This is a genomic window from Thioalkalivibrio sp. ALE21, assembly GCF_003208255.1.
In the GTDB taxonomy this organism is placed as follows: domain Bacteria; phylum Pseudomonadota; class Gammaproteobacteria; order Ectothiorhodospirales; family Ectothiorhodospiraceae; genus Thioalkalivibrio; species Thioalkalivibrio halophilus.
Map to the genome: position 1 here is coordinate 313,447 of NZ_QKMA01000001.1, position 24,189 is coordinate 337,635.

The 24,189-nt window shown below is 66.4% G+C and carries 22 protein-coding genes and 2 pseudogenes; 17 read left to right on the forward strand and 7 right to left on the reverse strand.

What is annotated here, in order from left to right; genetic code table 11:
• Positions 1–142: 142 nt before the first annotated feature.
• The 7 genes from sufB to D893_RS01565 are packed head-to-tail and all read left to right on the forward strand — an operon-like array spanning position 143 to position 5,518.
• A complete protein-coding gene (sufB, locus tag D893_RS01535) occupies positions 143–1,591 on the forward strand; it encodes a Fe-S cluster assembly protein SufB (protein ID WP_110618991.1) in 1,449 nt (482 codons plus the stop codon).
• A 51-nt stretch (positions 1,592–1,642) separates the two neighbouring features.
• Positions 1,643–2,065: a SufE family protein gene (locus D893_RS01540; RefSeq protein ID WP_019589665.1), complete on the forward strand. Its 423-nt coding sequence runs from the start codon at positions 1,643–1,645 to the stop codon at positions 2,063–2,065.
• A 49-nt stretch (positions 2,066–2,114) separates the two neighbouring features.
• Positions 2,115–2,864 (forward strand): Fe-S cluster assembly ATPase SufC, encoded by a 750-nt coding sequence (gene sufC / locus D893_RS01545; RefSeq protein WP_110618992.1) that lies wholly within the window; start codon positions 2,115–2,117, stop codon positions 2,862–2,864.
• On the forward strand, positions 2,861–4,201 hold the full coding sequence (gene sufD, locus D893_RS01550; protein WP_110618993.1) for a Fe-S cluster assembly protein SufD: 1,341 nt from the start codon (positions 2,861–2,863) through the stop codon (positions 4,199–4,201). The genes sufC and sufD overlap by 4 nt, the downstream gene beginning before the upstream one ends.
• 28 nt (positions 4,202–4,229) lie before the next feature.
• Complete coding sequence (gene sufT, locus D893_RS01555; RefSeq protein ID WP_018870138.1) at positions 4,230–4,775, forward strand: putative Fe-S cluster assembly protein SufT; 546 nt, start codon at positions 4,230–4,232, stop codon at positions 4,773–4,775.
• Complete coding sequence (locus tag D893_RS01560) at positions 4,775–5,095, forward strand: non-heme iron oxygenase ferredoxin subunit (RefSeq protein WP_019021928.1); 321 nt, start codon at positions 4,775–4,777, stop codon at positions 5,093–5,095. Before sufT ends, D893_RS01560 begins: the two co-directional genes overlap by 1 nt.
• Before the next feature lie 27 nt (positions 5,096–5,122).
• On the forward strand, positions 5,123–5,518 hold the full coding sequence (locus tag D893_RS01565; RefSeq protein ID WP_018870136.1) for an iron-sulfur cluster assembly accessory protein: 396 nt from the start codon (positions 5,123–5,125) through the stop codon (positions 5,516–5,518).
• A gap of 10 nt (positions 5,519–5,528) precedes the next feature.
• Here D893_RS01565 and D893_RS01570 read toward each other — a convergent pair whose 3' ends face one another.
• From D893_RS01570 to trxB, 6 genes are all read right to left on the reverse strand, one after another.
• Positions 5,529–8,747: an error-prone DNA polymerase gene (locus D893_RS01570; protein WP_110618994.1), complete on the reverse strand. Its 3,219-nt coding sequence runs from the start codon at positions 8,745–8,747 to the stop codon at positions 5,529–5,531.
• 98 nt (positions 8,748–8,845) lie between these two features.
• Positions 8,846–9,346, reverse strand: a complete 501-nt coding sequence (gene gloA / locus D893_RS01575) for a lactoylglutathione lyase (protein ID WP_018870134.1) — start codon at positions 9,344–9,346, stop codon at positions 8,846–8,848.
• 76 nt (positions 9,347–9,422) lie between these two features.
• Complete coding sequence (locus D893_RS01580; RefSeq protein ID WP_018947037.1) at positions 9,423–10,052, reverse strand: hypothetical protein; 630 nt, start codon at positions 10,050–10,052, stop codon at positions 9,423–9,425.
• A 117-nt stretch (positions 10,053–10,169) separates the two neighbouring features.
• Positions 10,170–10,949, reverse strand: a complete 780-nt coding sequence (gene aat, locus D893_RS01585) for a leucyl/phenylalanyl-tRNA--protein transferase (RefSeq protein ID WP_110618995.1) — start codon at positions 10,947–10,949, stop codon at positions 10,170–10,172.
• Positions 10,950–11,135: 186 nt separating this feature from the next.
• Positions 11,136–12,425, reverse strand: a complete 1,290-nt coding sequence (locus D893_RS01590) for a GNAT family N-acetyltransferase (RefSeq protein WP_110618996.1) — start codon at positions 12,423–12,425, stop codon at positions 11,136–11,138.
• 13 nt (positions 12,426–12,438) lie between these two features.
• Entirely contained in the window at positions 12,439–13,479 is a 1,041-nt protein-coding gene (gene trxB, locus D893_RS01595; RefSeq protein WP_018947840.1) for a thioredoxin-disulfide reductase, read from the reverse strand.
• 377 nt (positions 13,480–13,856) lie between these two features.
• Here trxB and D893_RS01600 point away from each other — a divergent pair, with 377 nt between their 5' ends.
• Together D893_RS01600 and D893_RS01605 are read left to right on the forward strand one after the other, a co-directional pair.
• Positions 13,857–16,757, forward strand: a complete 2,901-nt coding sequence (locus D893_RS01600; RefSeq protein ID WP_110618997.1) for a ribonucleoside-diphosphate reductase subunit alpha — start codon at positions 13,857–13,859, stop codon at positions 16,755–16,757.
• A gap of 56 nt (positions 16,758–16,813) precedes the next feature.
• Entirely contained in the window at positions 16,814–18,052 is a 1,239-nt protein-coding gene (locus D893_RS01605) for a ribonucleotide-diphosphate reductase subunit beta (protein ID WP_110618998.1), read from the forward strand.
• 96 nt (positions 18,053–18,148) lie between these two features.
• On the opposite strand, the gene D893_RS01610 is transcribed toward D893_RS01605, so the two are convergent.
• Positions 18,149–18,451: an integrase gene (locus tag D893_RS01610; protein WP_110618999.1), complete on the reverse strand. Its 303-nt coding sequence runs from the start codon at positions 18,449–18,451 to the stop codon at positions 18,149–18,151.
• Between the two features lie 33 nt (positions 18,452–18,484).
• Here D893_RS01610 and D893_RS01615 point away from each other — a divergent pair, with 33 nt between their 5' ends.
• The 8 genes and pseudogenes from D893_RS01615 to D893_RS01660 form a co-directional block, all read left to right on the forward strand.
• Positions 18,485–19,357 (forward strand): lipase family protein, encoded by an 873-nt coding sequence (locus D893_RS01615; protein ID WP_246863861.1) that lies wholly within the window; start codon positions 18,485–18,487, stop codon positions 19,355–19,357.
• Positions 19,358–19,437: 80 nt separating this feature from the next.
• Positions 19,438–19,749, forward strand: coding sequence for a type II toxin-antitoxin system Phd/YefM family antitoxin (locus tag D893_RS01620; RefSeq protein ID WP_231363083.1), 312 nt, complete (start codon positions 19,438–19,440; stop codon positions 19,747–19,749).
• Positions 19,746–20,048 carry a type II toxin-antitoxin system RelE/ParE family toxin gene (locus D893_RS01625; protein WP_110619000.1) on the forward strand — a complete coding sequence of 101 codons (303 nt, stop codon included), beginning with the start codon at positions 19,746–19,748 and terminating at the stop codon, positions 20,046–20,048. The genes D893_RS01620 and D893_RS01625 overlap by 4 nt, the downstream gene beginning before the upstream one ends.
• A gap of 412 nt (positions 20,049–20,460) precedes the next feature.
• The gene (locus D893_RS01635; RefSeq protein ID WP_024329711.1) at positions 20,461–21,474 is read left to right on the forward strand and encodes a virulence RhuM family protein; all 1,014 of its coding nucleotides are present in this window, start codon (positions 20,461–20,463) and stop codon (positions 21,472–21,474) included.
• A 222-nt stretch (positions 21,475–21,696) separates the two neighbouring features.
• Positions 21,697–21,831 (forward strand): annotated as a pseudogene (locus D893_RS01640) (CopG family antitoxin); the annotation flags it as partial.
• Positions 21,832–21,912: 81 nt separating this feature from the next.
• Entirely contained in the window at positions 21,913–22,692 is a 780-nt protein-coding gene (locus D893_RS01645) for an NERD domain-containing protein (RefSeq protein ID WP_024329710.1), read from the forward strand.
• 106 nt (positions 22,693–22,798) lie between these two features.
• Complete coding sequence (locus tag D893_RS01650; protein WP_110619002.1) at positions 22,799–23,341, forward strand: GNAT family N-acetyltransferase; 543 nt, start codon at positions 22,799–22,801, stop codon at positions 23,339–23,341.
• 684 nt (positions 23,342–24,025) lie between these two features.
• Positions 24,026–24,189: pseudogene (locus tag D893_RS01660) on the forward strand (IS256 family transposase); the annotation flags it as partial.

Sequence of the window (24,189 nt, forward strand, 5' to 3'; positions counted from 1 at the left end):
AGACAGAGGGCGGAGGTGACCCCCTGATTCAGGCGACGACGGGATGTAACGCCAATCCCGGTCGGCGTCTCGGGAGCGCGGGCTGCAACCGGATCCTGCTCTGCCCTCGCGTGAGTTCAACCGCACAACCGAGGCAAGGCTTATGTCGACCCAGCCGAAGGACATCGAGCAACTCGTCAAGGGCGAGTACAAGTGGGGCTTCTCCACCGATATCGAGCAGGACATCCTGCCCCCGGGATTGAACGAAGACGTCATTCGGGCGATCTCGCGCAAGAAGCAGGAACCCGAGTTCATGCTCGAATGGCGGCTTGCGGCCTACCGCGACTGGCTCCAGATGCGCGAACCGACCTGGGCGCATGTGCATTATCCGAAGATCGATTTCCAGGCGATTTCCTATTTCGCGGCGCCGAAGTCGAAGGACGATGCACCGCAGAGACTGGACGAGGTCGACCCCAAGCTGCTGGAAACCTACGAGAAGCTCGGCATCCCGCTGGACGAACGGGCGCGCCTGGCCGGCGTCGCGGTGGATGCGGTGTTCGACAGCGTGTCGGTGACCACCACGTTCAAGGAAAAACTGGCGGATGCCGGCGTGATCTTCTGTTCCTTCTCCGAGGCGCTGCAGGAATACCCGGAACTGGTCGAGCGCTACCTCGGATCCGTCGTGCCCCGCAATGACAATTATTTTGCTGCCCTGAACTCGGCGGTGTTCTCCGACGGCTCGTTCGTGTACGTGCCGAAGGGCGTGCGCTGCCCGATGGAGCTGTCGACCTACTTCCGCATCAATGCGATGGACACGGGCCAGTTCGAGCGCACCCTCATCATCGCCGAGGAGGGTTCGCACGTGAGCTACCTCGAGGGCTGCACGGCGCCCCAGCGTGACGAGAACCAGCTGCACGCCGCAGTGGTCGAGCTGGTCGCCGAGGCGGATGCGGAGATCAAGTACTCCACCGTGCAGAACTGGTTCCCGGGCGACGAAGAAGGCAAGGGCGGCATCTACAACTTCGTCACCAAGCGCGGCGAGTGCCGCGGTGACAACAGCAAGATCGCCTGGACCCAGGTCGAGGCGGGGTCCGCCATCACCTGGAAGTATCCGAGCTGCGTGCTCAAGGGCGACAACTCGGTCGGCGAGTTCTACTCGGTGGCCGTGGGCAACAATTTCCAGCAGATCGACAGCGGCACGAAGATGATCCACGTGGGGCGCAATACCCGCAGCACGATCATTTCCAAGGGCATTTCCGCCGGCCGCGCCAACAACGCCTACCGCGGCCTGGTCCGCATGACCCCCGGGGCCGAGAACGCCCGCAACTACACCCAGTGCGACTCCTTGCTGCTCGGGGAGACCTGCGGCGCGCACACCTATCCGTACATCGAGGCCAAAAACCCGAGCTCGAACATCGAACACGAGGCGACGACCTCCACGGTCAGCGACGATCAGATCTTCTACCTCAAGCAGCGCGGTCTGTCCGAGGAGGACGCCGTCAACATGATCGTGAACGGTTTCTGCAAGGAGGTCTTCGGCGAGCTGCCCATGGAATTCGCCACCGAGGCCGAGGCCCTGCTGAGCGTTTCTCTGGAAGGGGCGGTCGGCTAGCCGCTGTCCCGGCAGCCCGTTCGCACACGCGTCCGACAAGAGGGGTCCGATATGAACAAGCAAGAACTGTTAAGCGCATTCGAGATGATGCCGGACTGGGATGACCGCTTCCGCATGATCGAGGATCTGGGACGCCAGATGCCGACCCTGCCGGAGGAGGCGCTCACGGAGGAGAACCGCGTCAAGGACTGCAACACGCAGGCGTGGCTGATCGCCCATCTGGACGACCAGGAGCCCCCGCGGCTGGTGCTGGAGGCGGACGCGGAGACGTCCATGGTGCGGGGCCTGATGGCCCTGATGCTGCTGCCGTTCCGGGACAAGACGCCGGAGGAAGTCCTGAACACCGACCCGTATGAACTGCTGGGCGAGGTCGGCATGGACGAAGCCCTCAGCCCGACCCGGCGCGCCGGCATGGAGGCGCTCATGCTCCGGGTCAAGGAGCTGGCCCTCGAGCATGCCCGGACGAACGCCTAGGGCGCGCCAAACCGACACTGAATTTCCAGGTACCCGGAGGACAACGCACATGCTGAAGATCAACGACCTGCATGCATCGATTGACGACAAGGAGATCCTCAGGGGGATCGACCTCGAGGTAAAACCGGGCGAGGTCCACGCCATCATGGGACCCAACGGCTCCGGCAAGAGCACCCTGTGCCAGGTGCTGGGCGGCCGCGACGGTTATGAAGCCACGTCGGGGTCGGTCACCTATCAGGATCAGGACCTGCTGGCGATGGAACCCGAGATCCGCGCCCGCGAAGGGATGCTGCTGGGCTTCCAGTACCCGGTGGAGATCCCCGGCGTCAAGAACATCTATCTGCTCAAGGAAGCCTACAACGCCCAGCGCAAGCACCGCGGCGAACCCGAGGCGGACACCTTCCAGTTCCTGACCCTGGTGCGGGAAAAGATGCAGATGATGCAGATGGACGAGAGCTTCCTGCATCGCGCGATCAATTCCGGATTCTCCGGGGGCGAGAAGAAACGCAACGAGATCCTCCAGATGCTGGTGCTGGAGCCGCACCTGGCCCTGCTGGACGAGACCGACTCCGGGCTGGACATCGACGCCCTGAAGATCGTGGCGGAAGGGGTGAACCACCTGCGTTCGGCGGACCGGGCGATCGTGCTGGTGACCCATTACCAGCGCCTGCTGAGCCACATCGAGCCGGACTACGTCCATGTGCTGTCCGGCGGCCGGATCATCAAGTCCGGTGACAAGACGCTGGCCCAGGAGATCGAGCGCGAAGGCTACCAGGGGATCATCAAGGAGGCCGCATGAGCGCGAACGCACTGGATACCCATTACATCGGGCAGCTCGAGCAGCTGCAGGGAACGTTGAGTGCGGATCTCCCGCCGTGGCTCGCGCAGCAACGGCGGGCGGCGGCCGAGCGGTTTGCGGAGTCCGGCTTCCCCGACCCGCGTGCCGAGGAATGGAAATACACCAACGTTCGCCCGATCGCCAACAAGCCGTTCTCGGTTGCCAGCGAATGCGGGCTGCTTGACGCCGCGACGCTCGAGGAGCATGTCTTCGGCGAGCTCGAGCCCTGGCGCCTGGTGTTCGAGAACGGGTTCCTGCGCGACGACCTGTCGCGACTCGACGGACTGGCTCCGGGGGTCCGCATCGACGGCCTGAATACGGCGATCCGGGAGGGGGCGACCATCCCGGAGCAGTGCCTGGACGGGCTTGCCCATGACCAGTACTCGTCGTTTGCGACGCTGAATACCGCGTTCCTGACCGACGGGGCCGTGATCCACCTGGAGCCCGGTGTGGTGCTGGAGCGCCCGATCCATCTGGTGTTCTACGGAACTTCGTCCAGTGAGAATGTCTGGTGCCACCCCCGGGTTCTCGTCGTGGGCGAGTCCGGTTGTGAGGCCACCATCATCGAGCACTACGTGGACGGAGAAGGGGCGCGCAGTTTCACCAATACGGTTACCGAGATCGAGGCCCATGCCGGGGCTCACCTGCACCACTACCTGGTGCAGGAGCATGCGGATACCGCCTATCACGTCGGCAATGTCTTCGTCCGCCAGCGGCGCGACAGTGTGGTGACCTCGCACAACGTGAATCTGGGCGGGCGCCTGGTGCGGCACGACCTGAACGTGGACCTGGTGGAGCCCGGCGCCGAGACCCATCTCAACGGACTGTTCCTGGTCGGTGACCGGCAGCATGTGGATACCCACACGCGGGTCCACCACGCGGTCCCGCATACCACCAGCCGCGAGCAGTATCGGGGTATCGCGCAGGGCCGGGGCCGCGGGGTATTCAAGGGGCGTGTCCTGATCCGTGAAGGGGCCCAGAAGACCGCCGCGGAGCAGCACAGCGCCAATCTCCTGCTGTCGCCCAACGCGGAGATCGACGCCAAGCCGGAGCTGGAGATCTACGCGGACGACGTGAAGGCCGCGCACGGGGCCACCGTCGGCCAGCTGGATCCCGATGCGCTGTATTACCTCGCCAGTCGTGGCATCGGGCCGGAGATCGCCCGGGGCATGCTGGTCTACGCCTTTGCCGAAGAGGTGCTGGAGCCGATGAAACTGGATCCGGTCCGGGCGGTGGTGGAGAACCGGCTCGCGCAGCGTCTCCCGGAGGCCGTGCCCGCCACTCTTGCACAAGCGTGATGACACCCGAACATTCGGAGGAATGACGATGGCGTCTCAGGAAATCGTGAAACTGGAGCGGGACACGCTGGCGGTTGCAGTGCCATCGGGCCAGAAGGTGATGATCGGAGAAGGCAGCCAGGTGGCCCTGATGCAGGCGCTCGGCGGCTCCTTCACCGTGACCGCGCAGGGGCGGATGTTTCGCATCAGTGGTGAAGACGCGGATGCACTGGGCAAAACGCCGCCACCGCCGCCGCAACTGCCCGAAAACGCCTCGGACGAAGATGTCGAGCAGCTGGTGTGGGAGCAGATGAGGACCTGCTACGACCCGGAGATCCCCATCAACATCGTGGAACTGGGGCTGATCTACTCCTGCACGGTGGAGAAAGAGGAGGACGGCTCGCGCTCCGTGTGGGTCGAGATGACGCTGACCGCACCCGGCTGCGGGATGGGAGACACGCTGGCCAACGATGTATGGCAGCGGATCATGGAGGTTCCCACCGTCGAGCAGGCGGGGGTCGAGATGGTGTTCGATCCACCGTGGGATGCCTCGCGGATGAGCGAGGCGGCGCGCCTCGAAACGGGGATGTTCTGATGGAAGACTGGGTCGATGTAGCCGCAGTGGACGATATCCCCCCGGGCGAGCGCCGGGTGGTGGAGGTCGATGATGTCCCGATCGCGGTCTTCAACCTGGAGGGGTCCTTCTACGCCATCGAGGACCTGTGCTCGCACGAGGAATATCCGATCGCCGAGGGGGAGTTGCGTGATGACCGACTGGTGTGTCCGCACCACGGTGCCGAGTTCTGTCTGCGCGACGGCAGTGCACTCACCGCCCCGGCGGTGGAGCCACTTACCTGTTTCCCGGTGCGCGTCCGCGACGGGCGCGTCGAGGTCCGTGACGACCGCTGGGATTGACCCGTTTCACGCCAGAGAGGTGTAGCCATGAATTCGAACATCGCCGACGCGACCGCCGAGACCGCCCGCATTCCGGAGAGCGACCGGATTCGCGCGACCGACGATGCGGTCCGGCACATCCTCGCACAGATGGAGAGTGACCCCGAGGCCGTCGGATTTCGCGTTGAAGTGAAACGCACCGGGTGCTCCGGGTGGATGTATTCGGTGGACCTGGTCCGCGAGCCGCGACCCGATGATCTGGTGTTCCGCGTGGATGAACGCCTCGACGTCCATGTCGATCCGAAGAGCTTCGAATTCATCCGCGGAACGGAGATCGATTTCCAGGCGGAGGGGCTGACCCGGCAAATCGTCTTCCACAACCCGAACGTCACCGCCGAATGCGGTTGCGGCGAGAGCTTCTCCGTGGATACCGCCGCTTCCTAGGAGCTGGTCCTTAGCCGAAGTCGCGGGAGCGGGTGACGAGGTCGCCCAGCCAGGTGCTGCGGTCGGTGAGGCGGCGGGCGACCAGGTGGCCGACGCCGTCGGCCCACTGCCATTCGCCGTCGATCTCCAGCAGCTGGCCGTGCAGGACCTCGGCGCGGAAGCGTTCCACGCGGTCGGGCCAGACGATCACGTTCAGCGTGCCGTGTTCGTCCTCCAGGGTCAGGAACACCGTGCCGTTGGCCGAGCCCGGGCGCTGGCGGGTGATCACCAGACCCGCGTAGCGCGCCGGGCCGGGGCGCCGGCGCGCGGAAAGCGTCGCGGAATCCGGCAGGCGTCGGCGTTCTAGCTGCGGGCGCAGCAGGGCCAGCGGGTGCGGCCCCAGCGTGAGGCCGGTGGTGGTGTAGTCCTGGACCAGGTCGTCCACCGCGTCGGGCACCGGCAGCAGGGGCGTGCGGGCGTCGTCCCCGGCCTGCCCTGGCTCGCGCGGCTCGCGTGGCTCGTGCGGGGCGTCGGCGGGCTCGGCGTGTTGCGGCAGGCCGTCGAACAGCGGCAGCGGGGCCTCCACCGCATCGGCGGCCCAGCGCGCCTGATGGCGGTTGCCGGCCAGCCCGGCCAGGGCCCCGGCGCGCGCCAGCCGGCCGGCCTCGGCCCGGCTCAGCCGGGCGCGTGCGACCAGCTCGGGCACGTCGCTGAACGGGCCCTCGGCGCGGGCCGCGTGGATGCGTTCGGCGACCTCCCGACGCAGGCCCTGGACGCGGTTGAAGCCCAGGCGCAGGGCCAGCGGGGCATCCGGCGCGTCCGGCGTATCCGGTGAGTCGCCGGCGGCCTCGAGGCTGCATTCCGGCTGGCTGTGGTTCACGTCCACCGGGCGCACCTCCACGCCGTGACGGCGGGCATCGGCCACGATCTGCGCCGGGCCGTAGAAGCCCATCGGCTGGCTGTTGAGCAGCGCGCAGGCGAAGATCGCCGGCTCGAAGCACTTCAGCCAGGCCGAGACCCAGGTGATCAGCGCGAAGCTGGCGGAGTGCGATTCGGGGAAGCCGTATTCGCCGAAGCCGCAGATCTGGCGATACAGCCGCTCGGCGAACTCCGCCGAATAGCCGCGCTCGCGCATCCCCTCCAGCAGCCGCTCGCGCCAGCGGCCGAGATCCCCGCGGCGGCGCCAGGCGCCGATGGAGCGGCGCAGCCCGTCGGCCTCGCCGGCGGAGAACCCGGCCGCCACCATCGCCAGTTCGATCACCTGTTCCTGGAAGATGGGCACGCCCAGGGTGCGCCCCAGCACCCGCTCGATCTCCGCATTGGGGAAGCGCACCCGTTCGGGGCGCGCCCGGCGCTTGAGGTAGGGATGCACCATCTCGCCCTGGATGGGGCCGGGACGCACGATGGCGATCTCGATCACCAGGTCGTAGAAATTCTTCGGCTTCAGGCGCGGCAGCATGCTCATCTGCGCGCGCGACTCGATCTGGAACACCCCCAGGCTGTCGGCCTTCTGCAGCATCGCGTAGACCGCCGGGTCCTCGGCCGGGATGTCGGCCAGGCCCCAGTCGCGGCCGCGGTGCCGGTGCATCAGCTCCAGCGCGCGGCGCACGCAGGAGAGCATGCCCAGCGACAGCACGTCGATCTTCAGCAGGCCGGCGGCGTCGAGGTCGTCCTTGTCCCACTGGATCACGCTGCGTTCGGGCATCGCCGCGTTCTCGATCGGCACCAGCTCGTCGAGCCGCCCGGCGGCGATAACGAAGCCCCCGGTGTGCTGCGACAGATGGCGCGGGAAGCCGACCAGCTCGGCGGTCAGGGCCTGCCACTGGCGGGCCAGGCCGCCGTCGGGTTCCAGGCCGACCTCGCGCAGGCGTTCGGGCGGGATGCCCTCGTCCCAGCCGGCGAGGTTGGCGGTCAGGGCATCCAGCCGCGCGCGCGAGATCCCCAGCGCCCGGCCCACGTCGCGCAGAGCGCTGCGGCGGCGATAGCGGATCACGGTACAGGCCAGTGCCGCGCGGTCGCGGCCGTAGCGCCGGTAGATGTACTGGATGACTTCCTCGCGCCGTTCGTGCTCGAAATCGACGTCGATATCCGGCGGCTCGCCGCGTTCGGCGGAGATGAAACGCTCGAACAGCATGTTCGAGCGCGACGGGTCCACTGCGGTGATGCCCAGCACGTAGCACACCGCCGAATTGGCCGCCGACCCGCGCCCCTGGCACAGGATGCCGCGCTCGCGCGCGAAGCGGACGATGTCATGGACCGTCAGGAAATACGGCTCGTAACCCAGCTCGGCGATGATGCCCAGCTCGCGCTCGATCTGCGCCTGCACCGCCTCGGGGATGCCGTCGGGCCAGCGCTTGCGGGCCCCGCGCAGGCTCTCTTCGCGCAGGTACTCGGTGGCCGTGCGCCCGGGCGGCAGCGGGTCGGTGGGGTAGTGGTATTCGAGCTCGTCCAGGGAAAAGCGGCAGTCGGCGGCGATGGCGACCGCATGATGCAGCCAGGCGGCGGGATACAGCGTGGCCAGGTCCGCCCGCGGGCGCAGGCAGCGTTCGCCGTTGGGGAACAGCCGGTCGGCCGCCTGCGCCACGGTACAGCGGTGGCGCAGCGCGGTCAGCACGTCCTGCAGTGCGCGCCGCCCGCGCGCATGCATGTGCACGTCGCCGCAGGCCGTCACCGGCAGGTCGTGTTCCTGCGCGAGCTGCCGTGCCCGGGCGATCTGCGCCGGATCCCCGGGCGTGCGCAGCAGTGCCACCGCCAGATGTCCCTGGCCCGGCGCGGCCCATGCCCGCAGCCAGGCCGCCGCGTCGGAGAGGCCGGGGGCGTCGGTTTCCGGCCACAGGTGCAGCAGCACATGCCAGCCGGCGCGGGCCTGCGGCGGGACCGCCTCCAGATCCGCCCGGGTCAGGTGGTGCTCGCCCTTGTCCGCGGCCCCGCGTGCGGTGGTGATCAGGCGGCACAGCGCGGCGTAGCCCGTGCGCTCGCGCACCAGCACCGTCAGTTCGGGGCCGCCGGCCAGCTGCAGGCGGGCCCCCGCGATCAGGTGCACGCCGGTGCGCTGCGCCGCCTCGTGCGCGCGCACCAGGCCCGCCAGCGAGGCGATGTCGGTCAGCGCCAGCGCGCGATAGCCCAGCGCCGCCGCACGCTCCACCAGCTCCTCCGGGTGCGAGGCCCCGCGCAGGAACGAGAAGTTGCTCAGCGCCGTGAGTTCGGCAAAGGCCGGGGCGGTTTCGCCTTCGGGTGCGCGTTCGTCCATATACTGTATATTTGTACAGTATCACGGGCGAAGCAAGCCGCCCCCCGGATTCCGGGGGACGGCGAGGGGCTGTCAGGCGGCTTCGGGGTGGCGGGAGATCAGCGCCCCAGACCGGTGAGGCGCGCGGGCTCCAGGATCTCGATCCAGTAGCCGTCGAGGTCCTTCACGAAGGCGATGTCCTTCAGCCCGCCCTCGTCGGGGCGCTTCACGAACTCCACGTCGTTCTGGTCGAACCAGCGCACCGCGGCGTCGAGGTCGGGTACCGAGAAGCAGATGTGGCCGAAGCCCTGCGGTTCGGCATTGCCGTCGTGGTAGTGAAAGTCCGGATCCTTCTCGGTGCCGTAGTTGTAGGTCAGCTCGAGGATGCCGCGCTGGCTGAACATCCAGCGGGTGCGTTCTCCCTCGTCCTGCGGCGGCGCCGGCTCACCTTCGTCCTGGCGGGCGAGGAAATACAGCGTGAACTCGAATTCCGGGAAGTCCAGGGTCTTCACCAGCTCCATGCCGAACACGCGCCGGTAGAAATCCAGCGACGCGTCCGGGTCCTTCACGCGCAGCATGGTGTGGTTGAAGCGGAAGCCAGCGGTCGGGTTGTCGCTCATCATGCGTTCCTTTGGGACGTAGGGATGTGCAGGAGACTGGTACCGGGTCCGACCGGTTCCCGGGCCGGGCCGCGTGTCAGCTGCAGAACGGCCCGACCTGCCAGAAGCGGCGGCAGCGGAACTCCGATTCGCAGCCCTCCAGCTGGGTGGCATAGCGCCCGGCGCGCTCGCGAACCTGGCGCGCGGCCTGCTGCACCCCGGGCTTGCCGCGGTAGCTGCCCTGGTTATAGCCGCCCTGGCCCTCGTGGTAGGCCAGATACAGGTGCTCCGGGTTGTCCAGCGACACCCCGGTCATGCGGCGGGTGCGGTCGTTGTACCAGCCGATGAAATCGGTTGCATGCTTCATGTGCGTGCGCCGGGCGAAGCGGCTGCCGGCATCCTCGCGGTATTCGCCCCACACCGGGTCCTGGGCCTGGGCGTAGCCGTAGGCCGAGGACGGCCGCCGCCAGGGGATGATCCCCAGCAGGCGCTCGCGGTCGGGGCGTACGTGCGAGCGGAACGAGGATTCCTGCTGGATGATCGCCATCTGCGTGGCGATGGGCGTGCCCCATTCCTGCTCGGAATCCCGGGCGTAGTCGTACCACCGGGGCTCCTCGCGGAAGATCTCGCAGATGTTGCTCTGCTCCTGCGGCGGCGAGGGCGAGAACATCGCACAGCCGCTGGTGGCCAGGATCAGCACCAGAAGGACCAGGGTACGCAGTGCCATCGTCGAATTCACCCGGACCTCCCCGAGGTGGTTGCGTGGAATACCCGGAGTATAAAGCAGGGTGAACCGGGGTGACATCGGCCGGGCAAGCGCGCGGGAGCGGTGTCCGGGAGGTCGTCAGGGCCGCGCGGGCGTGGCGGGCCGGGCCAGCCAGTTCGCGTCGAGCGGGTGCAGTGCGGGGTCGAGGGTCCACGGGCCCGGGGGCGGTGCGCCGGGGTCGTGGACCAGCGGGCGGATGTAGCGCAGGAAGGTGTCGCGCGGGAGTTCCACGGCGCCCAGGTTCACCAGGTGTTCGGTGGCCATCTGGGTGTCGATCAGCGGCCAGTCCCAGGCGACCATGTGGCGGCACAGCCAGGCCAGGGCCACCTTGGAGGCGTCACGCTCGAGGCTGAACATGGACTCGCCGCAGAACAGCCGGCCGGCGGCCACGCCGTAGAGCCCGCCGATCAGCCGCGGGCCGTCCCACACCTCCACCGAATGCGCGTGGCCCACGCGATGCAGCGCGGTATAGGCCTCCTGCATGTTCTGGGTGATCCAGGTGCCGGCGGAGCGGGCGCGCGGTCCGGCACAGCCGGCGATCACGCGCTCGAAGGCGCGGTCGAAGGTGACCGTGTAGCCGGCGTTGCGCAGGGTCTTGCGCAGCGAGCGGCGGATGCGGATGGCTCGCGGTTCCAGCACCGCGCGTGGGTCGGGGCTCCACCACAGGATCGGCTGACCGGCCTCGAACCACGGGAAGATCCCGCTGCGGTAGGCGTTGAGCAGGCGCGGCACCGAGAGATCGCCGCCGGCCGCGAGCAGGCCGTTGGGTTCGTCCAGTGCCGTCTCTGCCGGTGGGAACGGCGCCTCCGGGTGATCCGGATCCAGCCAGGGGAGGGTGATGGGGCTGCGGGGGCTCATGCGGCGCCTGGTCGGTCGGTGCCGGGTCGGCCAGCGCCGGATCGGGCAGCGCCGGATCGGGCAGCGCCGGATCGGCCAGAGGGCTGGCCTCCTACGACGGTGGGAGGCCGGCCCTCCGGCCGATTGTGCGTCGGGGTGGTCTCCTGCGCCGGATCGGCCAGGGGCTGGCCGCCTGCGGATACGAGGTTAATCGGGGGCATTGCCGGATTCTCCCTGGCGAAACGGGGAATGCTCGTGCAGGCGTTCGCAGTGGCTGCGCATCAGGTCCGCCTCGCGTTCGCAGAAATCGCGCACCGGCCCGTCGAAGCCCGGGGTCAGGATCGCGTGGATCGACCAGGTGGGCGTGGGCAGGAAGCCGCGCGGGATCTTGTGCTCGCCCTGGGCGCCGGGCTCGAAGCGCGTGAGGCCCTCGCGGATGCAGAACTCGATGCCCTGGTAGTAGCAGGTCTCGAAGTGCAGGGCGTCCAGTTCCTCGGTGGCGCCCCAGAAGCGCCCGTACAGGGTGTCGTGGCTGCGGTAGCACAGCGCGGCGGCGATGGTCTCGCCGTCGCCATCCGCACCATCGCCATTCTCCAGGCGGCGGGCCTCGAACAGCACCACCTGGTCACCCAGTGCGGCGGCCGTCTCCACGAAGAACGCCTCGGTGAGCGTGGGGATGCCCATGTGCTTCTCGAAGGTGTCCACGTAGAAGCGATGGAAGCGTGCCCAGTCCTCCGGCGAACCGGTGGCTCCGGTCAGGGTGCGGAAGGTGATGCCGGCTTCCGCGACGCGCCGGCGTTCGCGCTTGATGTTCTTGCGCTTTTTCGACGACAGCGCGGCGAGAAAGGCATCGAAATCGGCATAGCCGCCGTCCGCCGCGTTGGTCCAGTGGTACTGGCAGCCCATGCGCTCGGGCAGTCCCAGCGGGGCCAGCGCCTCGCGGTCGGCGGACTCGGGGAACAGCACGTGGACCCCGGAGGCCTCCAGTTCGCGCCCACGGGTCACCAGCGCACGCAGCAGCTGGCGGCGCAGGCGGTCCGCGTCGGGGGCTTCGGGGTGCACCAGCAGACGGGGACCGGTGGCCGGGGTGTAGGGCACCGCGACCACCAGCTTGGGGTAATACTGCAGGCCCTGGCGCTGCCAGGCACCTTCCCAGGCGAAGTCGAAGACGAACTCGCCGTAGTTGTTGGTTTTGGCGTAGGCGGGGGCGGCGGCCACCAGCGCGTCGTCGTGGAAGATCAGCACGTGCTGGGGGAACCAGCCATAGGCCCGCCCCAGGCACTCGTGGCGCTCCAGCCCCTCCAGGAAGGCATGGCGCAGAAACGGCTCGCCCCCGCCGGTGAGGGCATCCCACGCGGCGGGGTCGAGTTCGCCCAGCCCGTCGCGCAGTTCGATGCGCTCGTTCACCCCGGCGGGCGGGGCGTCTTCACCGGTCGCCGCGCGGGCTTCCGTGCCCGGGGTCCCGGAATCGCCGCCGGACGAGTGCTCCTCGCTCACCGCCGTGTCCGCGTCACAGCTGCTCGTCGAGATACTTCTCGGCGTCCAGTGCGGCCATGCAGCCGGTGCCGGCGGAGGTCACCGCCTGGCGGTAGATGTGGTCCATCACGTCGCCCGCGGCGAACACGCCCGGCACGCTGGTGGCGGTGGCGCCGCCGTCCTGGCCGCCCTTCACCTTGATGTAGCCGTTCTCCATGTCCAGCTGGCCCTGGAAGATGTCGGTGTTGGGCTTGTGGCCGATGGCGATGAACACGCCCATCAGCTCGACGTCCTTCGTCTCGCCGGTCTGCGCATGCTTGATGCGCATGCCGGTCACGCCGGTCTCGTCGCCCAGGATCTCGTCGAGGTTGTGGTTCCACTCGATGTTCACGTTGCCGTTCTTTTCCTTCTCGAACAGCTTGTCCTGCAGGATCTTCTCCGCGCGCAGCGAATCGCGCCGGTGGACCAGGGTTACTTCGGAGGCGATGTTGGACAGGTACAGCGCCTCTTCCACGGCGGTGTTGCCGCCGCCGATCACCGCCACCTTCTGGTTGCGGTAGAAGAAGCCGTCGCAGGTCGCGCAGGCGGACACGCCCTTGCCGGCGAAGGTCGTCTCCGACTCCAGCCCCAGGTACTGCGCCGAGGCGCCGGTGGAGATGATCAGCGCATCCGCGGTGTAGGTCGCCTGGTCACCGGTCAGGCGGAACGGGCGCTGGTTCACGTCCACGGTATGGATGTGATCGTTGATCACCGTGGTGTCGAAACGCTCGGCGTGCTTCTTCATGCGCTCCATCAGCTCGGGGCCCTGCACGCCGTCGGGGTCGCCCGGCCAGTTGTCCACGTCGGTGGTGGTCATGAGCTGGCCGCCCTGTTCCAGACCGGTCACCACGACCGGATTGAGGTTGGCGCGCGCGGCGTACACCGCGGCGGTCCAGCCGGCCGGGCCGGAGCCCAGGATCAGCAGCGGGCAATGGCGTTCGCCGCCATCGGACTTCTTCGAGTCATCGGTGCCGGTGGAAACCTGTACCGCACCGGTGGCGGCCGCGATGCCCGCGGGCTGCTTCTCGTCGCTCATGTACTCTCTCCTTGAAGTCGGGAAACGTTCGTATGGGCGGGATTATTGGGGCGCGGGGCGGGCTTGTCCAACATCCTCACCGCCGAAGTCGGGGCGGCCTCGCGATAAGCGAATTTCATGAACGCCTTCGCAACCCGAACCGGGGCCGGGGCATCACTACATGGAGCGGGCGGTGGACAACTCGGGGAGTGTCCACAGCCGCGACAGGACGCGAAATCCCCTGTCTTGTCCACAGGTTGTTCAGCCGTTGTTCCTGGATAGAGTACTATATGTTGTGGCTGGCAAGAGCCGCATCCCCGATCTATAGTATCCAGCGTCATCGCCACCGATGACACCCGAATTTCCCGGAACGACCGTAGAGCGCGAGGCCTGCCCCCATGTACAGCGACACCCAGACTGCCGAATCCGTACAGGACACCACCTATCCGCCGCAGTCCGAGCCCTCGGCGGAAATGATGGCCACCACCCCCGGTCAGCACCAGGTGATCCGCCGTAACGGCAAGGTCACCAGCTTCGACCCGGCCAAGATCGAGGTCGCCATCACCAAGGCCTTCCTCGCGGTGGAGGGCGGCAACGCCGCGGCCAGCCGGCGCATCCACGACATCGTCAAGGATCTCAGCGCCCAGGTCTGCGACAACCTGTTCCGCCGCGCCGGCACTCAGGGCACCACCGTCCACATCGAGGACATCCAGGACCAGGTGGAACTGGTGATGATGCGCGGCGGCCACCACAAGGTCGCGCGGGCCTACGTGCTGTATCGCGAACAGCAGGCGCAGAAGCGCGCCGCCGAGGCCGCCGAACACGGCCCCGCGGAAGCCGCCGAGGAGCCCACCCTGCACGTGACCCGTGCCGACGGCACCCGCGCCCCGCTGGACGAGCAGCGCCTGAAGGCCGTGGTCGACGAGGCCTGCGAGGGCATCGAGCACGTGGAAGGCGAGCGCATCCTCAAGGAAGCGCGCCGCAACCTGTTCGACGGCGTGGCCGAGAAGGACGTGGGCACCGCGCTGGTGATGGCCGCGCGCGTGATGATCGAACAGGAGCCGAACTACTCCGAGGTCACCGCCCGGCTGCTGATGGACAACCTGCGGCGCGAGGCCCTGAGCTTCGTCTCCGGGCGCCGCGAGGAGGCTACCCACGCCGAACTCGCCCAGCGCTATCCGGAATACTTCGGCGCCTACATCCGCCGCGCCGCCGAGCTCGAGCTGGTGGACGACGAGCTGACCCGCTACGACCTCGACAAGCTGGGCGCCGCGCTCAAGCCCGAGCGCGACCTGCAGTTCACCTATCTCGGCCTGCAGACCCTGTATGACCGCTACTTCATCCATAGCGACGGCACGCGCTTCGAACTGCCGCAGGCGTTCTTCATGCGCGTGGCCATGGGTCTGGCGATCAACGAGATCGACCGCGAGGCGCGCGCGATCGAGTTCTACAACCTGCTGAGCTCGTTCGACTTCATGAGCTCCACGCCGACCCTGTTCAACTCCGGCACCCTGCGTCCGCAGCTCTCCAGCTGCTATCTGACCAGCGTGCCGGACGACCTCGACGGCATCTACGGCGCGATCAAGGACAACGCCCTGCTGTCCAAGTTTGCCGGCGGGCTGGGCAACGACTGGACCCGCGTGCGCGGCATGGGCGCCCACATCAAGGGCACCAACGGCAAGTCGCAGGGCGTGGTCCCGTTCCTCAAGGTGGCCAACGACACCGCCGTTGCGGTGAACCAGGGCGGCAAGCGCAAGGGCGCGGTGTGCGCCTACCTCGAGACCTGGCACATGGATATCGAGGAGTTCATCGAGCTGCGCAAGAACACCGGCGACGACCGCCGCCGCACCCACGACATGAACAGCGCCAACTGGATCCCCGACCTGTTCATGAAGCGCGTGGCCGAGGACGGCCAGTGGACCCTGTTCTCGCCCAACGAGACCCCCGACCTGCACGACCTGGTGGGCGAGGAGTTCGAGAAGCGCTACTGCGAGTACGAAGAGAAGGCCGCGCGCGGCGAGATCAAGGTGTACAAGACCCTCAACGCGGTCGACCTGTGGCGCAAGATGCTCGGCATGCTGTTCGAGACCGGCCATCCGTGGATGACCTTCAAGGACCCGTGCAACCTGCGCAGCCCGCAGCAGCACGCCGGCGTGGTCCACAGCTCCAACCTGTGCACCGAGATCACCCTGAACACCTCGGATGACGAGATCGCGGTGTGCAACCTGGGCTCGATCAACCTGGCCGCGCACGTGACTGACAGCGGCGAGCTGGACGAGGCCAAGCTCGAGCAGACCGTGAACACGGCCATGCGCATGCTCGACAACGTGATCGACTACAACTACTACTCCGTGCCCCAGGCGCGGCGCGCCAACCTGCGCCACCGCCCGGTCGGGCTCGGGATCATGGGCTTCCAGGATGCCCTGTACAAGCTGCGCCTGCCGTACGCCTCCGAGGAGGCCGTGGAGTTCGCCGACGTGTCCATGGAGGCCATCTCCTGGCACGCCATCAAGGCCTCCACCGATCTGGCCGAAGAACGCGGCCGCTACGAGAGCTTCCCCGGCAGCCTGTGGAGTCAGGGCATCCTGCCGATCGACTCGATCGACAAGCTGGCCGAGTCGCGCGGTGACTACCTGCAGATGGACCGCACCCGGCGCATGGACTGGGAGAGCCTGCGTGAGCGCGTGAAGACCACGGGCATGCGCAACTCCAACACCATGGCCATCGCGCCCACCGCGACTATCTCCAACATCTGCGGGGTCAGCCAGTCGATCGAGCCGACCTACCAGAACCTGTTCGTCAAATCGAACCTGTCGGGCGAGTTCACCGTCATCAACCCCTACCTGGTCCACGACCTGAAGGACCGCGGCCTGTGGGACGAGGTGATGGTCAACGACCTCAAGTACTACGACGGCTCGCTGCAGCCCCTGGACCGCGTGCCCGAGGACCTCAAGGCGCTGTACGCCACCGCCTTCGAGCTGGATACCCGCTGGCTGGTCGAGGCCGCCTCGCGCCGGCAGAAGTGGATCGACCAGGCGCAGAGCCTGAACCTGTACATGGCCGAGCCTTCCGGGCCCAAGCTGGATGCCCTGTACAAGCTGGCCTGGGTGCGCGGTCTCAAGACCACCTACTACCTGCGCTCCATGGGGGCGACCCACGTGGAAAAGAGCACCGTGGCGGACAGCAGCCGGGCCAACAAGCTCAACGCCGTGAGCGGCGGCCCCGGCGACAGCACCGCGGGCTCCGACTCCGCGGCCGCCTGCTCCGTACTCGACCCCGACTGCGAGGCCTGCCAGTAAGGCAGGCCTCCGACCTCAACCGAACACGTAACACCGAATCGACAAGGAGAACGCACATGCTGTCCTGGGACGATCCGATCGCCGCGATCAAAGGCGAAAACCAGCAGGAACCCAAGGTCCGTCCGGGCATGGGCTTCCAGGAAAACGAAGACCTGATGACCACCGCCGGCGCCGCCCCCAGCGTCTCGCCCGAGCCCGAGAACGCCGGCGGCCCCGCGCCCGACTACGACGAAGAAGCCCTGACCGGCACCGGCCTCGAAGACATCGAGCGCGGCGCCGAGCGCATCCGCGTGGACGACAAGAAGATCATCAACTGCAACGCCGACCTCAACCAGCTGGTGCCCTTCAAGTACCAGTGGGCGTGGCAGAAGTACCTGGACGGCTGCGCGAACCACTGGATGCCGCAGGAAGTCAACATGAATGCGGACATCGCCCTGTGGAAGGACCCGAATGGATTAACTGAGGACGAGCGCACCATCGTCAAGCGCAACCTCGGCTTCTTCTCCACCGCCGACTCGCTGGTGGCCAACAACCTCGTTCTGGCCGTGTACCGCCACATCACCAACCCCGAGTGCCGCCAGTACCTGCTGCGCCAGGCCTTCGAGGAGGCCCTGCACACCCACGCCTACCAGTACTGCGTAGAAAGCCTGGGCCTGGATGAAGGCGAGATCTTCAACATGTACCGCGAGGTGCCCTCGGTGGCCACCAAGGCGGAGTGGGCCCTGCCGTTCACCAAGCACCTGGCCGACCCGAACTTCCGCACCGGCACGCCCGACGCGGACCAGAAGCTGCTGCGCGAACTGATCGCCTTCTACGTGATCTTCGAGGGCATCTTCTTCTACGTGGGCTTCGTGCAGATCCTCTCCATGGGCCGGCGCAACAAGATGACCGGCGTGGCCGAACAGTTCCAGTACATCCTGCGCGACGAATCCATGCACATGAACTTCGGCATCGACGTGATCAACCAGATCAAGGTCGAGAACCCGCACCTGTGGACCGAAGACTTCAAGAACGAAATGCGCAACATGATCGCCGACGCGGTGGAACTGGAAGCCCAGTACGCCCGCGACACCATGCCCCGCGGCGTGCTCGGCATGAACGCCCCCATGTTCGAGGAGTACCTGCACTTCATCGCCAACCGCCGCTGCGCTCAGATCGGCCTGGCCGAGCTGTACCCCGGAGCCGAGAACCCGTTCCCCTGGATGAGCGAAGTGCTCGACCTGAAGAAGGAGAAGAACTTCTTCGAGACCCGGGTAACGGAATACCAGACCGGGGGCGCGCTGAGCTGGGACTGACCCGGCGAGGCCGAGACCCAGCGAAGCGGAGCCAGGGAAATGGCCACGCAGCAACAGAAGAGGGCGCCGCAAGACGGCGCCCTTTTTTGTGGAGCTTTACGCCAGGTCCAGCGGACTGCGTACCGCCTTCGCGATGCTAAACAGAATCTCTATAGCATCGACGGTCTGCCGGAACTGCCAGTCCTGAATCGACGACTTCTGCCCTTCGCCGGTCAGATACTGAGCGATGTCCTCCGCCCCGAGTTCCGCCAGGCGACGACCGGGATACGCCGCGATAAACCGTTCCGCCCGGACCACGTACCAGCGTACCGCCTTTGGCTTAACCCCTTGAGAAATCGCCACATTCCGGTATCGCTCCCAGAAACGGCGTTCCCTTTCGGCACGACTTCCTGTCGCCATCAGCCGACCTCCTTGTTTATCCATGATTCGGTCATGGGTATGCTGCAGGAACACCGGCTGCCAGAGCAAGGGACGGCGCCGCGAGAATCAGGTGCTATACATGTCAGGTTTCGCCTGATTGCATACCGCGAGATCGCCACAACCCTCACCGCCGCCGGCTACGAGCAGGTCGTCATCTTCCGCGACGGCGGCACCAACGCCTATCTGGCGCGCTGCGGTTCAACGCCGGGGGAGGGCGGCCGACGCTGGGTGCTGGCGTGGCGGGGCACCGAGGCCGACTATCAGGACATCATCGCCAGGGAAGTCGGCGAACAGGACCGACTCGTGGTCACCGGACACAGCCTCGGCGGCGCACTGGCCCAGCTCGCTGCCTTCTACCTCCACCGCGACCTGTTCGGCGACGGCGGCCAGCTCGCGGCCGTCTACACCTTCGGCTCTCCCAGAGTGTTCGGCGCCGAGCAGGCCAGGCACCTGGAGCGCGCGTCGCCTTACCCCCATTTCCGGGTGATCAACGGCGCCGACCTGGTGCCCCGGGTGCCGCCTGTGGCGCTCGGGTTCCGACACACCGGCGGCAACGTCTACATCGAGCGCAACGGCGATATCCGCAAGGACCCGTCCTGGTGGAGCGTCTTCAAGGATGTCGGCTGGCGTCAGGCGGTGCTGGTCGGCCTCACGCTGCTGCTGGTATGGGGCGGCCTCACCGGATTGGAGGCGCGCGGCATGGTGACCCTGCCATGGTACGCGAAGGGCATGGTCATGGCCGCGCTCGCCATCGCCGCGGTGCAACTGCTGCCGAAGCTGCTGCGCCTGTTCCCCGGCAAGACCCGCGCCCGCTGGCGCCTCGTCAGCGACCATTTCATGGAGGCGTATGCGCGTGGGGTGCGGGAGGGGCGGGTGATCGGGTAGTTCTACTGCGGGGACTCTTGAGCCCGGCTGTTCCTTCCGTCGGATACCTTGTTTGCCTTCAGGCAAGGTTGTACTCTTAAATGTACGCCAAAGCGTACTGGGTGGTTTCCATGTCAAGGGTTCGAGTCGATGAAGATATCCGTCCTCTGTCTGAATTTCGTGCAGGGGTAGCCACATTCGTAAAGCAGCTCCATGAAACCCGTCGTCCTATGGTGCTGACACAAAGAGGTCGGGGCGTTGCAGTACTGGTGGATGTTCACGAGTACGAGAAGATGCAAGAACGTCTGGAAATACTCGAAGAGGTGTACAAGGCGGAAGAACAAATAGCTTCCGGGGATGGTACAGGGCATGAAGATGCGAAGAGCCGGGTTTTGAGTGGGCTGACCCAATGAAGATCGTCTGGTCCCCGCTTGCGCTGGAGCGTGTCGAGGACATAGCGCGGTATATTTCAGAAGATAGTCCGGATGCTGCGGTACGGTGGGTTGATGATTTATTTGCCGCAGTAGAGCGGTTAGCTGATTTCCCCAAAAGTGGACGCATGGTCCCGGAGGTGGGATCACCTCGCATAAGGGAGCTGATATTTGGAGCGTACCGGGTGATTTATAGCATCAAGGATCAGATTGATATTCTGACTGTGCGTCGCAGTAGTCAGCTATTGCGTATGTCCGGTCTTGATGATGACGAAACATAACCATCGGCTCCGGCTACCCAGCGACCGATTTTCCGCCGCTTCTTGGCTCCAAACCGGCGTGTGAGCCGGGCGCTGGCTACGGTGAAGAGGGTGTGGGTCCTGCCCTGCATCAGTCCGGCAAGGGAAGGTTCGCGCGTACCATGGGCATAGGTGTCAGGTAGGCCTCCAGCTGGTTGGCCAGCCAGGTCACCACGGGGCCGCCATGGGCCTGTTCGGATTCCAGCACGCAGAAGGTCTTCCACCAGTTGGCGTTCGGGTGCGGGATGGTGCGGAGCTGTTCCTGGCTCGGGGCGTGGCGGATGAGGGGAAAGGGCAGGTCGGCCCAGCTGGCGCTGCGCCGTCTGGATTGTGTGCTGGCGCGCACCAGGGAGCAGGTGCTGGAGGACTACGAGATGCTGAAGAAGGTGACCGCATGAGCGGGGGAGAGCTGATCCTCTACCGCAGCGAGGATGGGAAGGCGGAGATCCAGCTTCGCGTCGAGGGCGACACCGTGTGGCTGACCCAGGCGGAGATGGCGGAGCTGTTCCAGACCTCGGTGCCCAACATCAACACCCACGTCAGGAACATCCTGGAGAGCGGCGAGCTGTCCGCCGAGGCAACTATTAAGGAAAACTTAATAGTTCGTCAGGAAGGGACGCGCCAGGTGCGGCGCAAGGTGAGTGTCTACAGCCTGCCGATGATCCTGGCCGTCGGCTACCGGGTGCGTTCCCCCCGTGGCACCCAGTTCCGCCAGTGGGCCACTGCCCATCTGGAGGAGTACCTGGTCAAGGGCTTCGTCATGGACGACCAGCGCCTCAAGGATCCCGGCGGCGCGGACTACTTCGACGAGCTGCTCGAACGCATCCGCGATATCCGCGCCTCGGAGAAGCGCTTCTACCAGAAGGTGCGCGACCTGTTCGCCCTGTCCAGCGACTACCGGCCGGACGACAGCGACGCCAACCTGTTCTTCGCCGAGGTGCAGAACAAGTTGCTCTACGCCGTCACCGGCCACACCGCCGCCGAGACCATCGTCCAGCGTGCCGATCCCGATTCCCCCAACATGGCGCTGACCAGCTGGAAGGGCAAACGGGTACGCAAGCAGGATGTCACCGTCGCCAAGAACTATCTCACCGGCGACGAGATCGACACCCTCAACCGCCTGGTCGTGATCTTCCTGGATCAGGCCGAGCTGCGCGCCAGGGGGCGCCAGGACCTGACCCTCGACTACTGGCGCAACAACGTGGATCGGCTGCTGGAATTCAACGAGCGGCCGGTTCTCGACGGGGCCGGCAGCATCAGCCGGGACCGCATGGAACAGATCGCCCATGAGCGGTACGAACAGTTCGACACCCGGCGGCGCAGAGACGAGGCACTGGAGGCCGATGCCGAGGACTTGCAGGAGCTGGAGGCGCTGGAGGAGCGGATCAGGAAGGAGGGCAAGTCATGAATGCTGCCTCCTCTGCCATGCGGCTGGAGGCCATGGGCCTTTGTAACTCACTGCCTTGTCCCGATGGCTGGCCCGCTCCTTCCGGGTTCAGGCGTTGCAGTTATTCTGTGAATTCAGGGATCGAGACGACGACGGTACCGTGCAGGGCGTGCAGCGGTTCGGGCGGTGGCTGCCGCGCGTGGCCCTGTGATGTTCCGGGTGGACCCCGGAAGGGAGCGAACGATGAGCGAAGACAGGAAGATCCCCGGGTTTCAGGACGCGGAGGAAGAGCGGGCGTTCCGGGAAAGCCATGATTCCAGCGATTATGTTGATTGGGAGCGCGCTGCTGCCGTCGAGCTTCCGGACCTCGAGCCCTCCGGCGACACGACGTAAAGTCGGCTTGATGTTCAACCTCTGGGGCAGGGGATGCCTGTTCCGGGGAACGACAAGGAAGACGTAATGGAGATCAACCTGGTTGAGATGTTTCTGGCGGCCGCGTCGCAGTTCTGGTGGGCGTGGCTGTTGCTGGCGCTGGTGGCGATCGCCCGGCTTCCGCAGGTGAAGGGCTGGCTCGGCGAGCTGTGGATACGACTGGTTCTGGCGGTTGGCCTGGACGGCAAGTCCGGCCGGGTAGTGCATGACCTGACGCTGCCGACCGCGGACGGCACCACGCAGATCGATCATGTGCTGGTGTCGCGGTTCGGGATCTTCGTCATCGAGACGAAGAACATGCGGGGCTGGATCTTCGGCAGTGAGCGTCAGGCCCAGTGGACCCAGAAGATCTACCGGCGGTCCTTCCGGTTTCAGAACCCGTTGCGCCAGAACTATCGCCACGAACGGGCGGTGGCCGAGGTGCTGGGTGTGGACCCGGAAAAGATTCACTCGGTGGTGGTTTTCGTCGGCGGCAGCACGTTCAAGACGCCGATGCCGGACAACGTGGTCCGTGGCCTGGGGCTCCTGAGTTACATCCGCTCGTTCCGGGAAGAGGCGTGGAGCGAAGGCGAGGTCGAGGAGATGGTGACCACGCTGGAGCATGGCGGCCTCGAGCGTTCGCGCCACACCCGCCGGGCGCACGTGGAGGGTTTGCGCGAGCGCCACGCGGCGCCCGCGGCACCCGGTTGTCCGAAATGCGGCAGTGCGATGGTGAAACGAAAAGCGCGCAAGGGTGCCAGCGCCGGCCAGCAGTTCTGGGGCTGTTCGCAATATCCCGCGTGCCGGGGGATCAGGGCCCTGCAATAGGGCCGACGGGTTAGCGGGCGTGGTGGATCCCGGGCAGGTGGGGGTGCGAGATGGATCTGAGGTACGTGCGGCAGAGATCGGGGATGCGCGGCGACTGGCGGAGCTCATGGACATCGCGGGCGAGGGGATTCCGATGTATCTGTGGCGGGAATCCGCCGGGCGGGATGGGGATCCTCTGGAGTTTGGTGCGGGCGCCGTAAGCGGGACGGAGGGCGGTTTCAGTTACGTGAATGCTCATGTGGCCGAGATCGGGGATGAGGTCGTCGGGATGCTGCTCGGGTACCGCCTGCCCGATCCGCATGACGTCGAGCCCTTGAGCGAGGCCCCGGCCGTGGTGCGTCCGCTGCTCGAGCTGGAGGCGCTGGCCCCGGGGTCCTGGTACGTGAACGCCGTGGCGGCCGATCCGGCCTGGCGCGGCCGCGGCGTTGGAAGCGCGCTGATGCAGCGCGCGGAGGAGGCGGCGGCCGGGAGCGGTGCGGATAGTCTCAGTCTGATCGTGGCGGAAGAAAACCGGGGTGCCCGGTGGCTTTACGACCGGCTCGGTTTTGCCGACTTAGCGCGCAGGCCGCTGTTGCCCTGGTCCGGTTGTCGGCATTCCGGCGACTGGGTCCTGATGACGAAGCCGGTCCCGGGGCTCCCCGGGGCCTGAACCCCGGAACAACGAGTGGTTGGTGGCGCAGGTCACGGCGGGGTACCGCCGCCTGGCGGTCGCACCTGGCACCGGGCTATACGGCACCACGGGTACAGCCCACGTTAACCGTGTAGAGCGTGTAAACCCGGGGGCATTACAAACCGCAGGTCAGTACCCTCGGCCTGAATGGGAACAAGCTGTCGGGGTTGCATCGCTAACAGGATTCGCGGTTAAAGGAAGGTATTAGCCTTCGGCTGCTCGCTCGGCTGGAAAGGCCGGGCGGATGGAGATGGTGTCACGGAGGATGATTGAAGATGGAAGACTCGGACGAGATTGTCGTTTTCCGGGAGACCCGTTGGGTGCCCGCGAGCCTAGTGGCCATGCTGGTTGTTCCGGCCGTGTCGTTGATCGACCTCGCCCACAAGGCCGCGCCGGCGGGGTGGGTCATGTTCGGTCCGCTGGCGCTCGGTCTTCTGGTGTGGGTGCCTCCCCTTGTTCGTGTCCTGCGCAATCCTCGCCGGACCCTGAAACTAGAACCGCGCGGGGTCTCATTCGACCGCATGTCCCGTTTTGGCACCACGTTTGTGCCATGGTCGGAGGGAGTTACTGTCGAAAGTGGTGTACGGGGGGGATTGAGGAAGGCGGCGTATCCGGCTGGAATGGGAGTGCGACCAACCAGCCAGCCAGAGGAGATACGCCACCATGGCTCACGATACGACAGACCTGCCGAACGGACCAGAGGACCCGTTGACCGAACTTCTGCGCCGCGGGGCGCGGGATCTGATCAAGCAAGCGGTGGAGGCAGAGTTGCAGACGTTCATGGAGACCTACGCGGAGGATCGTTTGCCGGACGGTCGCCGGGCGGT